Annotated in this window: 14 protein-coding genes and 2 pseudogenes; 10 read left to right on the forward strand and 6 right to left on the reverse strand. The window is 61.4% G+C overall.

The window, feature by feature from the left end; genetic code table 11:
• Nucleotides 1-106 precede the first annotated feature (106 nt).
• The 8 genes from IVB01_RS31895 to IVB01_RS31930 all read left to right on the forward strand — a co-directional run bounded on the left by IVB01_RS31895 (nt 107) and on the right by IVB01_RS31930 (nt 5,188).
• Nucleotides 107-718 (forward strand): DUF1285 domain-containing protein, encoded by a 612-nt coding sequence (locus IVB01_RS31895; protein ID WP_247279603.1) that lies wholly within the window; start codon nt 107-109, stop codon nt 716-718.
• Nucleotides 715-1,386 (forward strand): CoA pyrophosphatase, encoded by a 672-nt coding sequence (locus IVB01_RS31900; RefSeq protein ID WP_247279604.1) that lies wholly within the window; start codon nt 715-717, stop codon nt 1,384-1,386. The genes IVB01_RS31895 and IVB01_RS31900 overlap by 4 nt, the downstream gene beginning before the upstream one ends.
• Nucleotides 1,383-1,646, forward strand: a complete 264-nt coding sequence (locus IVB01_RS31905; RefSeq protein WP_247279605.1) for a DUF6111 family protein — start codon at nt 1,383-1,385, stop codon at nt 1,644-1,646. Before IVB01_RS31900 ends, IVB01_RS31905 begins: the two co-directional genes overlap by 4 nt.
• A gap of 10 nt (nt 1,647-1,656) precedes the next feature.
• Nucleotides 1,657-2,913 (forward strand): CCA tRNA nucleotidyltransferase, encoded by a 1,257-nt coding sequence (locus tag IVB01_RS31910; RefSeq protein WP_247279606.1) that lies wholly within the window; start codon nt 1,657-1,659, stop codon nt 2,911-2,913.
• Nucleotides 2,910-3,680 carry a sulfite exporter TauE/SafE family protein gene (locus tag IVB01_RS31915; protein WP_247279607.1) on the forward strand — a complete coding sequence of 257 codons (771 nt, stop codon included), beginning with the start codon at nt 2,910-2,912 and terminating at the stop codon, nt 3,678-3,680. Before IVB01_RS31910 ends, IVB01_RS31915 begins: the two co-directional genes overlap by 4 nt.
• A 158-nt stretch (nt 3,681-3,838) precedes the next feature.
• Nucleotides 3,839-4,036, forward strand: coding sequence for a hypothetical protein (locus tag IVB01_RS31920; RefSeq protein WP_247279608.1), 198 nt, complete (start codon nt 3,839-3,841; stop codon nt 4,034-4,036).
• A 179-nt stretch (nt 4,037-4,215) separates the two neighbouring features.
• Nucleotides 4,216-4,443 (forward strand): hypothetical protein, encoded by a 228-nt coding sequence (locus IVB01_RS31925; protein WP_247279609.1) that lies wholly within the window; start codon nt 4,216-4,218, stop codon nt 4,441-4,443.
• 301 nt (nt 4,444-4,744) lie between these two features.
• Nucleotides 4,745-5,188 carry a hypothetical protein gene (locus tag IVB01_RS31930; RefSeq protein WP_247495175.1) on the forward strand — a complete coding sequence of 148 codons (444 nt, stop codon included), beginning with the start codon at nt 4,745-4,747 and terminating at the stop codon, nt 5,186-5,188.
• Between the two features lie 217 nt (nt 5,189-5,405).
• Here IVB01_RS31930 and IVB01_RS31935 read toward each other — a convergent pair whose 3' ends face one another.
• Nucleotides 5,406-5,984, reverse strand: a complete 579-nt coding sequence (locus tag IVB01_RS31935) for a YdeI/OmpD-associated family protein (protein ID WP_247279611.1) — start codon at nt 5,982-5,984, stop codon at nt 5,406-5,408.
• 144 nt (nt 5,985-6,128) lie between these two features.
• Between IVB01_RS31935 and IVB01_RS31940 the strand changes: the two are divergent.
• Both IVB01_RS31940 and IVB01_RS31945 read left to right on the forward strand, forming a co-directional pair.
• Nucleotides 6,129-6,665: pseudogene (locus IVB01_RS31940) on the forward strand (sulfite exporter TauE/SafE family protein); the annotation flags it as partial.
• Nucleotides 6,666-7,154: 489 nt separating this feature from the next.
• Nucleotides 7,155-8,769: pseudogene (locus IVB01_RS31945) on the forward strand (alpha-amylase family protein).
• Between the two features lie 297 nt (nt 8,770-9,066).
• Here the strand turns inward: IVB01_RS31945 and IVB01_RS31950 are convergent.
• The 5 genes from IVB01_RS31950 to IVB01_RS31970 all read right to left on the reverse strand — a co-directional run bounded on the left by IVB01_RS31950 (nt 9,067) and on the right by IVB01_RS31970 (nt 11,360).
• Nucleotides 9,067-9,444 (reverse strand): PRC-barrel domain-containing protein, encoded by a 378-nt coding sequence (locus IVB01_RS31950; protein ID WP_247279614.1) that lies wholly within the window; start codon nt 9,442-9,444, stop codon nt 9,067-9,069.
• 519 nt (nt 9,445-9,963) lie between these two features.
• Nucleotides 9,964-10,293 carry a GcrA family cell cycle regulator gene (locus IVB01_RS31955; protein ID WP_247279615.1) on the reverse strand — a complete coding sequence of 110 codons (330 nt, stop codon included), beginning with the start codon at nt 10,291-10,293 and terminating at the stop codon, nt 9,964-9,966.
• A 39-nt stretch (nt 10,294-10,332) separates the two neighbouring features.
• Nucleotides 10,333-10,512 carry a hypothetical protein gene (locus IVB01_RS31960; RefSeq protein ID WP_247279616.1) on the reverse strand — a complete coding sequence of 60 codons (180 nt, stop codon included), beginning with the start codon at nt 10,510-10,512 and terminating at the stop codon, nt 10,333-10,335.
• A 155-nt stretch (nt 10,513-10,667) separates the two neighbouring features.
• Nucleotides 10,668-10,979 (reverse strand): hypothetical protein, encoded by a 312-nt coding sequence (locus IVB01_RS31965; RefSeq protein ID WP_247279617.1) that lies wholly within the window; start codon nt 10,977-10,979, stop codon nt 10,668-10,670.
• Between the two features lie 165 nt (nt 10,980-11,144).
• Entirely contained in the window at nt 11,145-11,360 is a 216-nt protein-coding gene (locus IVB01_RS31970; RefSeq protein ID WP_027529685.1) for a dodecin family protein, read from the reverse strand.
• Between the last annotated feature and the right edge of the window lie 34 nt (nt 11,361-11,394).

Here is an 11,394-nt window from a genome sequence, read left to right on the forward strand (position 1 = left end):
CACGAAGTGGCGACCTCGCACATCGGATTAATCCGGAGTGGAACCGCACACCCGAAAACAACGTAGACCTGCACCAATCGTGCCAAGGACAAAGTCAGGGCAAACCATGGCGAACCAAGGGCAGAGTGCCGATCGCGGCCTTGAAGGGCTGACTGCCGCCGCCAAAAGTGCTGCCAATGCCGAAGGTGCCACGAAGGGGCTGCCTCCGGTGCATCTGTGGAATCCGCCGTTTTGCGGCGATCTCGATATCCGAATCGGCTCTGATGGTACTTGGTTCTACATGGGGACGCCAATCGGGCGTCACGCGCTGGTCCGCCTGTTCTCGACCATTCTCAAGCGCGAGGGCGACAAGCATTTTTTGGTCACGCCGGTGGAGAAGGTCGGCATTCGCGTCGACGACGCGCCGTTCATGGCGGTCGAGATGCTCAAGGAGCGCGAGGGTGGCCATCGCGTGCTGCGCTTCCGCACCAATGTCGACGACTGGGTGACCTGCGACGCCGCGCACCGGCTGCGTTTCGAGCAGGCGAGGGACGGCGGGCTGACGCCATACTTGCACGTCCGCGCCGATCTCTGGGCCAAGGTCACCCGCGCGCTCTATTACGATCTGGTTGACATGGGCGAGGAGCGGATGGTCGATGGCCAGCCGATGTTCGGCGTCGAGTCGGCCGGCGAATTCTTCGCCATGGCCGACGCTGAGCAGGTGAGGGCCGCGCTTTGAACAAACCTATCCTGCAGAACGATCCGGTCGCGCTCAGCGCGGCGGATTTCTTCGCCCGCTCCAGGGCCAAGCTTGATTTCGACGTCCCGCCCGGTCTCTATGATCCGAACATCATTCCCGCCTCGGGCGATCCCGGCACCGACAGGATGCTCGAGATCATCGCGCGCGAGCAGCCGGTACGGCCGGCGGCGGTCCTGATCGCAGTGGTCGACCATCCCGAGCCGACCATCCTGCTGACGCAGCGCTCGGCGCATCTGAACGACCATGCCGGCCAGATCGCCTTTCCTGGCGGCAAGATCGACGCGACCGACTCCTCGCCGCTCGATGCGGCGCTGCGCGAGGCCGAGGAGGAGATTGGGCTGTCGCGCGACTTCGTCGAGCCGATCGGCTATCTCGACCTCTACGGGACCGCGTTCGGCTTCCGCATCCTGCCGACAGTGGCCAGGGTGCGGCCGGGCTTCGAGCTCACGATCAATCATTCAGAGGTTGATGACGCATTCGAAGTGCCGCTATCCTTCCTGATGAACCCGGTGAACCATCAGGTGCACAGCAAGGAATTCCGCGGCATGGAGCGTTCCTATTACGCGATGCCATTCGCGGAACGCTACATCTGGGGTGCGACGGCGGGAATGCTGCGTGTGCTGTATGAGCGGATCTATTCGTCATGATCCGGACGGTTCTGACCGAGATCGGAATCTTCCTTATTCCCTTTGCCATCTATGCGCTGTTCCTGGCCGCCACCCGATCCGGCCTGTTCGCGCGATCGTCCTGGCCGGTCACCATCGTTGCGCGCCTTGCCCTGGTGGCGATCGCGCTGGTGATCGCGGGGCTGGTCGGCCTTGCACATTTCTCCGGCGCCGGACCGGACTCGACCTACGTTCCCGCGCATATCGAGAACGGCAAATTCGTGCCGGGCACGGAAAAATAAGGGCTGGACGATGAGCGCGGAGCCGTTACTCGCCAATGCGCCCTGGCTGACCGCAGGCGGGACCGGGCGCGTCCTGCGATTGCTGGGCGCGAATGGCGAGGAGGCGCGGGTGGTCGGCGGCGCGGTGCGCAACGCGCTGCTCGGTCTCTCACCCGGTGACATCGACATCGCGACTACCGCGTTGCCGGACGAAGTGATGCGGCGTGCCAAGGCCGCCGGCATCAAGAGCGTGCCGACCGGGATCGACCACGGCACCGTCACGCTCGTCATCGACGGGCATCCCTATGAAGTGACGACGCTGCGCGAGGACACCGAAACTTTCGGCCGCAAGGCCAAGGTCGCGTTCGGCCGCGACTGGGTGAAGGATGCCGAGCGGCGCGACTTCACCATGAACGGCCTGTCCGTCGATGCGGGCGGCGTCGTGCACGACTATGTCGGCGGGATTGCGGATGCCAGAGCGCGCCGCGTGCGCTTCATCGGCGATCCCGGCCAGCGCATCGCCGAGGACTATTTGCGCATCCTGCGTTTTTTCCGCATCCACGCTGCCTTCGGCGCCGGCGAGCCAGACCGCGACGGCTATCTCGCCTGTATCCGGGCACGCGCGGGCCTTGCGAACCTCTCGGCCGAGCGGGTGCGCATGGAGATGCTGAAGCTGCTGGTCGCCGGCGGTGCATCCGCGGCCGTGCTGGCCATGGCGGAGGGCGGATTGCTGCAGGCGCTGACCGGAGGCGTGGTCTATACGGGGCCGCTGTCGGCGATGATCGCAATCGAGCGCGAGCTCGGCCTCACCGCAAGCAGCACGCGGCGCCTGGCCGCGCTGACGGTCGCGGTGACCGAAGATGCCAAGCGCATCGCCGCGCGCCTGCGGCTCTCCAATAGCGAGACCAAGGCGCTGGATTCGATGGGGCATCGCTGGTGGCGCTTGGCCGCCAAGAACGAGCCGAAGGCGCGGCGGCTGCTCTACCGGCTCGGCGCAGAGCGCTATCAGGAACGCGTGTTGCTGGCCTGGGCCCGGGCCGGTGGCGACGTCGGATCGTCGCGCTGGCGCGCGCTCGCCGAGCTGCCGCAGCGCTGGACTGCGCCGAAATTTCCGTTGAAGGCGGCCGATTTCATCGCGCGCGGCATGGCGGAAGGACCTGCGCTCGGACATGTCTTGACGCTCGCCGAGGACGCTTGGCTTGCGGCGGATTTTCCACTAGAGCAAGCCGCGCTCGCTGCCATCGCCGATCAAGCTGCCGCCCGCGTCCGCCGCGACGAGAGAACGTGACCATCGTTTCAGGCTTCGCCGACATCCCGATTTACCAGCTCCTGCTGGTAGCAACGATGGCGTTGTTGGCTTCGATCATCGGTGGTCTTGCCGGCTACGGCACCGGCGCTTTGATGCCGCTGGTGCTGGTGCCGATGGTCGGCGCTGAGCCGGTGGTGCCGATCATCGCGATCTCCGCGATCTTCACCAATCTCAGCCGCGCGATAGCTTACTTGCGCTATGCCGACCGCCGCCGCGCTCTGATCGTGCTCGCCTGCGCGGCGCTGACAACCGCGCTCGGCGCCTACGGTTACACGCGCCTGACCAATGCGGGCGCGGCGCTCGTGATCGGCACCATGCTTATGCTGAGCGTGCCGCTGCGCCGCGTGCTGCGCCGCCGCGAGGTCAGGATCGGCGACACCGGCCTTGCCGCCGGCTCCATCGGTTACGGCGTGCTGGTCGGCGGCACCTCGGGCTCCGGCGTGATCCTGCTGTCGCTGCTGATGGCCGCCGGCCTCGAAGGCGGAGCCGTGATCGCGACCGATGCGATGATCTCGCTCGGCACCGGCCTGATCAAGATCTCGGTGTTCGGCCTTGCCGGCGCGGTGACCGCGCAGGTGCTCGCGCTTGCGCTGCTGATTGGCGCGATTGCGATCCCCGGTGCGTTCCTCGCAAAAGCCTTCGTCGAGCGGATGCCGGTGTACATCCACACCGCGATCTTGGACGTCGCGGTGATCAGCGGCGGACTGGTGATGATCTCTGCCGCTGCAAGGCAGCTCGTCGCGTAGATGACCCCGGCCCAATTGCCGCGCCTGGACCGCGGATCACCTCGAATGCGAGGACTAGCGCGTCTGATAGAGATAACCGGCGCGCTGGCCGCCAATTTCGTGTCTGCCCCGCCAAAAAGGGGTAGAGTGCTCAAGGGTCACATCTGAGGAGCAACAACATGACCCCACCCCCCGAGCTGGTTCCAGCTAAGATCGACCGGCATGTCTTCGCGATCATGCCCGACACGATGCCGCCCCGGGATCCCGATGACGACGAAGAGGATGAGGAGGAAGAGGAGGAAGAGGAGGAAGAGCAAGACGAGGACGAGAACCAAACCGACGAACCGCCGGTCGTGCGCGAGCCGGATGAGGACTAAGCAGGACGCCTAGACGTAGCCTGAGCTTCGGTGAGTGCGTTCCTCGGCCTAGGTGCGGCACGCCGGTGCGTCCGGCGGCTTTCAGAGTCGGTCTGATTCCGAGAGCACCGGCAGACGCTGGATGGGCCACGGTTCTCGGCGCAGCAATCTAGCGGCGTTCGCGGGTAGAGGAGATGAGCATGACTCTCATATGGCTTGGTGTGCTCCTTGTTTTCGGCGGCGTACTCCAAATGGCATTTCAGCCCATCTGGCGAGGCCGATTCAGCGGTGGGAAATGGCTTCGCTCCGGGCGTGACACGCTGGAGCCTGAAAGGCCCGGTAGCGGCTTCGGCGTCAAATCGAACTGGCCCGGACTCGTGATGGTCGCGCTTGGCGGCGTTTTTTTGCTGGCCGGAGCTGCCTTCTGAGTTGAAAACGAATGCCGCGGGCGTTTGGTTATCTGCCGCACCAACGTGCCAGAGCCATCTCTTCCTGGCCCTAAGCTGCCCAACGCGCGAGCCGTTGCCATGTCGGCTGATCGAGGGAGACCGAACATCGAGCGATGAACGTGCTGACCGCAGCTTTTAACCCTGTTCAGACCTCGCGGGGCAAGCTTACCGCCTGCGCGTCTTGGTACCTCATAATGGTTAGCTCCCCCCACGAACGCGAACTGGACTTCACTTGGCGGGATCATCCCTCGACACACGAACCCAAAGAGGAGACTCCAAGATGCGTAAACTCCTTTTTGCGTCGCTGTTCGCCGCCGGTTTGGTACTGCCGGCATGGGCTGAGGACGCGGGCACGATCAAAGTCCACAGCGGGTGGAAATTGATCCAAGAACGCGTAGACAAAGGATTTGCCTACGGGACCCTGTGGGGGATCACCTTCAACGACGCTGGCAGCGGTCCTCTGCACATGGCACCTGCTTCTGGGACGTATAGTCTTACACAAGAGACCGGTAAGGGTGAGGGCGAACTCACTTGGGGCACCGGCGATGACCAACTAAAGGGGCCGTTTACCATCACGGTTACTGACGGTAAGGCAAAAGGCGAGAACACCGTCAAGGGAACTGGAAAACTTTCCGGAATAACCGGCGGCCCATTTGAGTGTGCTTTTGTGGGCAAGCCCGAAGATCAGCAGGCGTGGTGTACGGAGGTGTTTAATCGGAAATAGGCGGCACGATCTTCTCAATTCTTCGGTAAGGGCCGGTCCTCACCATGTCTGCCGGTCCGCTTGCCGCCGCTGACCCGGCTGTTAATTGATGCGGTGCATGAGTCGGGGTGATGCCGGATCGAAATGGTGGAGCGACGGCCGGTTTTGCTTCACAAGCGGCACAGTGCAGCCGATCATCTGCCCGCTATGGCTTACTCTCTCGGAGAGGCTGCATGGGTCAGTGAAACTTATCGCCACGATCCAGTTTCGCAACAATTTGCGCGATCCGTCTGGCGCGCGTCTCGGGCTTCCTCGCTGTATGAAGGCGATAGTAGATTGAATAGAGATTTCTGCGATCGAGCGTCGCGAAGAACGCTTTCGCCGCAGGCATGTCCTCCAAGGCGTCAAGAAAGTCTTGCGGGATAGTCATGTCCGCTGAGCCCGCGTATGCGGTGTCCCATCGTCCATCCGACTTGGCCGCTTCGACCTGAGCCAATCCAGCGGGAAGCATCCGCCCTTCAGCGATCAGGGTTGTTGCGTGACGGCAGTTCTTGGCCGACCAATTGGAATTCACCTTCCTCGGGGTAAGTCGTTGCAAGTACGACGTGTCGTCGAAAGGTTTCATCTGGCCATCGATCCAACCGACGCGGATGGACTCAATAACGCAATCGTTCCACGTCACAGACGGCACGCCCGTGTCTGATTTGAAGATCCGCACCCAGAGTTCGGTCGCAGTGCCATGGTGCTTCTCAAGCCAGTCCCCAAGCTTGGATGTGTTCTTAAATGCCAACGGGGCTTGCTGCTTTTTGCGAACCATAGGCAACTCTACCACGTAGGCAGCAAAGCCTCCATCTGCGGACAACAAAGCCCAGTGGCAAGCTCTCTTGGCTGAGGTCTGTTGTGGCCCTAAACTGCCCAACGCGCGCGGCGTTGCCATTTCGGCTGTTTGAGGGAGACCGAACGTCGAGCGATGGACGTGCTCGCCTGCGCGGCGCTGACGACCGCGCTCGGCGCCTACGGTTACACGCGTCTGACCAATGCGGGCGCGGCGCTCGTGATCGGCACCATGCTGATCCTGAGCGTACCGCTGCGCCGCGTGCTGCGCCGTCGCGAGCTCAGGATCGGCGATACCGGCCTTGCGGCCGGTTCGGTCGGCTACGGCGTGCTGGTCGGCGGCACCTCGGGCTCCGGCGTGATCCTGCTCTCGCTGCTGGTGGCCGCAGGCCTCGAAGGCGCCGCGGTGATCGCTACCGATGCGATGATCTCGCTCGGCACCGGCCTGATCAAGATCTCGGTGTTCGGCCTTGCCGGCGCGGTGACCGCGCAGGTGCTCGCCTTTGCGCTGCTGGTCGGCGCGATTGCGATTCCCGGTGCGTTCCTCGCAAAAGCCTTCGTCGAGCGGATGCCGATCCACATCCACACCGCGATCCTCGACGTGGCGGTGATCACGGGCGGACTGGTGATGATCTCTGCCGCTGCAAGGCAGCTCGTCGCGTAGATGACGCCGCTCACCGGGGATTGGTGCATGGACCGGGGATCGAACTTCCTCCGAGCGTGTACTCACAAAAGTCGGCTTCCGAGCCCAAACCGAAAGTCGCCCCGCTTGGCCATCATCGGCGGCTTATGGCCCAACCGAGACATTGGCGCCTTCCGATAAGGTTCGTCGCGCCACGGCGTGGAGCTCGTGCCTCTGGAGAGTAGCCTATCTTCCCGGACCTGCTCTGGCCTTCGGATACTCGCTCCTTTGGTGTCGCCACAATTGCTGTGCTCGGCCGACGCTGGTGGGTTGCGGTCAGGGACGCGCGCAACGACTTGTGGCGTCCTAAAGGACGCCCTGCAATGCTTTCGGTCAAATTGGACGCGACCTAAACGCGCACGCCCGCCCAGGTCCCATTGCGTCCCATTGCCACTAATTCCCGGAACGACTGTCCACACTGGTGGTTACCTGCAAGCCGTTCGCTCGCTCACCAGCAAAGGAAGTCGGCGCTTGCTCGACCTCTGGTACAAGAACGCCGTGATCTACAGCCTCAACGTAGCCACCTACAAGAACGGCAACGGAGACGGGATCGGCGATTTCAAGGGACTAACCGAGCAGCTCGATCATATCGCTCAACTCGGCGTAAATTGCCTGTGGTTGCTTCCATTTTATCCCAGTCCCGGACTAGACCACGGCTACGATGTCACGGATTACTACAACATCGCGCCGGCACTCGGAACGTTGGGCGATTTCGTCGAATTCAGTCATCAGGCCCGACTGCGCGGATTGCGGCTGATAGTCGATCTTCCCATCAATCACACTTCGGACAGGCACCCATGGTTTCAGCAGGCTCGCGCCGACCCGTCGTCGCCGTTTCGGGAATATTACGTCTGGTCAACCAGCGAACCCGAAAATAGCACAGAAGGCGTCGTATTTCCCGGGTTTCAACTCAGCGTCTGGACTTACGACCTCTGCGCGCGCTCGTGGTATTATCACCGGTTTTACCAACATCAACCTGACCTCAACATAGCCTGCGCTGCCGTCCGCGAAGAAATCTTCAGGATCTTCGGCTTCTGGCTTGAACTCGGTGTTTCGGGATTCCGAATAGACGCTGCACCGTTCGTCGTGGAGGAAATACGTCCAGATCGTCCGGCGAAGCGTCGGTATGAGTTTTTCGCCGAGCTCCGCAATTTCCTGTCCTGGCGCAAAGGTGATGCGGTGTTGCTGGCGGAAGCAAATGTAGCTCCCACGGAGCTTCAGCATTATTTTGGCGATGGATCGCGGATCCACATGCTATTTGCGTTCCTACTGAACCAGCACTTGTTCCTTGCACTTGCACGGGAAAGTGCCGAACCGCTGCGGCGCTGCATGAGCCAGCTGCCCCGAATTCGCACACTGGGCTCAATTTCTACGCAATCATGATGAGCTGGACCTCGGCCGTTTAACTTCTGAAGAGCGCGACGAAGTTTATGCTGCATTCGCTCCAACCCGCAAAATGCAGCTTTACGGACGGGGAATTCGGCGGCGGCTCGCCTGCATGTTCGGAAACGATCGCCGCCGCATCGAGCTGGCATTCAGCCTGCTGTTCAGTCTTCCTGGTACACCGGTCATTTACTACGGCGACGAACTGGGAATGGGCGACGATCTGACGCTTCCTGAGCGATGGCCTGTCCGTACGTGCATGCAATGGACGGACGACGAAAACGCCGGATTCTCCACGCGGCCGGGGAATCGTTTGCTTCATCATGTGATCCGCGAGGGCCAATACGCACCAGCCAACGTGAATGCGATTGCCCAGCAACGCGACCCGGATTCGCTGTTCAATTGGTTGCGGCGTCTGGTCGAAATGCGCCAGTCGTGCCCGGAGATCGGCTGGGGTGAATGCACCGTACCCGAAAGCAACTGTCCCGCTGTCTTGATCCAACATTTCGTTTGGCAAGGCAAATTCGTGCTGGTGCTGCACAATTTATCACAGACGAGCTGCAGCACGGAGATCTGGGATATTCCGAAGGGACGGAAGCTGACCGATATATTCGGTAACCGAATTTACGATTCCAACCTTACCGCCGACGCCACTCTTATCGAGCTTGATGGCTATGGCTATCGGTGGTTTCGCCTCGACTGAGCCAGTGAGCAGCATCCTCGGCGATTACGCCCGCTCGCCGATGCTGCGGCTGGCATTCTTTGGGCGCAGGGCCGCCAATGAACACTGGAAGCGGCTGAACTTTGTTGAACGATCTCTCGCAGCTAACCTCATCGATAAGCCCCACGGCAAGAGGGCCTCGATTGAGGCCCTTTGCGGAGAGCACCGCCTAGCACCAGCTTCAGTCGGCGGGATCAAATCCGCCGTCACCCCATGAGCGCCCGCCGATCAATTCAGCCGGCACTCACGGTTGGAAATGTTCTGATGCGCCGCCTGGCGTTACAGGCCACCTCGTCCTTCCCAGTAGGTGGGTGTCCCATAATACCGGTGGGTTCGTGTTTCCCAGTCTCGATCCTGCAAGGAATCATCGCTGAACTCAGGCGCGTCCCTCAGCTGTTGCTCTGTGATGTTGGTTCGAAAACCGCCAAGCGACGTGTCATAGGTCAGAGCACTCCAGGGAATGGGGTAGTGGCTATGACCCAAGCCAACAAATCCGCCGAAGCTCATGACTGCATAAGCCACTCGGCCTGACACCTTGTCGATGATGAGGTGATCAATCTCACCGATATTCGTCCCATCTGCTCCATAAACCTCGGTTCCTTGAATGTCCTCGCTTGAGATGCAGTGATGATCCGGATGAGCTGTTGCGCGGGCCATGACTTTGCCTCCTTGATAGGTGGTTTTGCCCTCTTAACTCGGCCGCCACGGGGGCGTTCCTACCTTAGAACATCGTGTCGCAGCTCGATCACCAACCGAACCACGGCTCATATCGGTTGTAAAAACCTAGCCCTGGTCGCTCCGAGGGGCAGGCGGTGCGTGCGATGCGTATGGCGTCTTCCGGCCTTCTCCGCCGTGAGCCGAGAAGCGCCAAGTACGATCCTGGTTCGTAACAGGGCTGAAACAAGCGCGCCGGTAGACTGTGCGTTGGCGAGAGGGGCTTCGGAAAGCGGGCTTGCCCGAATAACCCGCTGCGCGGTGACCGCTTCTGCGTCCACAGCTGAATAGGTCGATAGCTCAGCGCAGACCTACTACCGGAGCCAGATACGACCTTACTGTTGTGATCTCAAACCGAGATTTCTGACCCGAAGCACATGAGCCTTGGGAGGGTACACGACAGCCGAACCCGTCGAACTGCGCCAGGCACTGACAGGAGCGCATCGACATTCATGTGAGTTCTTAGCCGGTGTTTCTGACCGCCTCAGCCAGAATGGCGTAAAGCTGCTGCTTGCTGAGTTCCTTGGGCTGCGGCCTCTTTGCCGTACTCGACGACACCTTCTGTGCGACTGGACGGGCGCAGGCTGCCGATGATGTCGGCCTCAGTTTCGGGGGCGGCCTTATCTTGGGCCGTGCCGTAGGCGGCTTGCGGCCGCGCTTCAGGCTCAGACGGGTCAGCATGCCGCAGACTGCGTTACGGCTGCACCCGAGACGGCGCGCAATCTGCGCCGCGCTCTGTCCTGCGGACCAGAGCCTTTTGAGCAGCGCTATGTCTTTCGCATCCCAGCCCATGGGAGATACTATAGCGCCGACTGCCAGATGCAGGCTAGTCTAGTCATCGTCCGGCTCGCGCACGACTGCTGGTTCGTCAGCGTCATCTTCTTCATCGTCGTCTTCGTCCTCCTCATCCTCCTCGTCGGGATCCCGGGGCGGCATCGCGATGCCCATAAGCATCAGCGGTGTCCAGCCGATCGCTGTGGTGGAAAATGCTTCGGAGGTGTGTTGCTTCATGTCGTTGCTGCTCCTCGAAAAGCACGCGCAGTCGAATATTCCTGACGGGCGGCACACGGATGTTCAGGGTGCGATCGTTGCAAGCCCGAGGGTGACACCAGGTCAATGACCAGAGCAGGGGGCGGCATCCGCCACGCAACTGGTGATGTTTGCCGCTACTTTATGCCCGAAGACCCATCAGACTCGATGTTCACCAAGACCTCGCCGGTGGTGACTTCGGGAACCCCAAGATCGAGATCATGCAGACTCGCCTGCACAAACGCCAGTATCTTGGCGTTCGCTGCGTTGGCGCTCTCCCGGTCGTCAAATATCATCACGGCGATACCAACGCCGTCGCCCGCATCCAGCACATGGTAAGATCTGAATCCGTGCGATTGCCTGAGGATCTCACCTACGCCGCTCTTGGCGCGACGAGCGGCGTCCGCCACCGAGCGAACCTTGGTGTACTTGCGAATGACCATGTACATGGGGCCACCACGCGCTACACGCCCCCTCGCATCAAAGCATATCGGCCCCGGTCGGACTAGGGCCGACTTCCGGGACGGGCCACAGCGTCCGGTTGGGCGGACTGGGCGACGCGCCTTTTCCAATGAGCCATCCTCGCCCCGCGAGTGGGGGCGAGGTGCTGAGGCTCAGGAGCCCTCGAACTTGAACGATACGTTGAGCTTGGCGCGATAAGCCTCGACTTTTCCCTTGTCATCCAGTTGCATGTCGAGCTTGACGACCTCTGCAATGCGAAGATCTCGGAGAGATTTTGCAGCTTGCTCGACCGCATTGGCGGCCGCCTTCTCCCAGGAGTCGGTGCTGGTACCGACCAGTTCAATGACCTTGTAGACGCTATCGGGCATGTCGTCCTCCTATTCGGTAGGAGCAGGAAATCTA

The organism is Bradyrhizobium sp. 164, from assembly GCF_023073715.1.
Classification (GTDB): Bacteria; Pseudomonadota; Alphaproteobacteria; order Rhizobiales; family Xanthobacteraceae; genus Bradyrhizobium.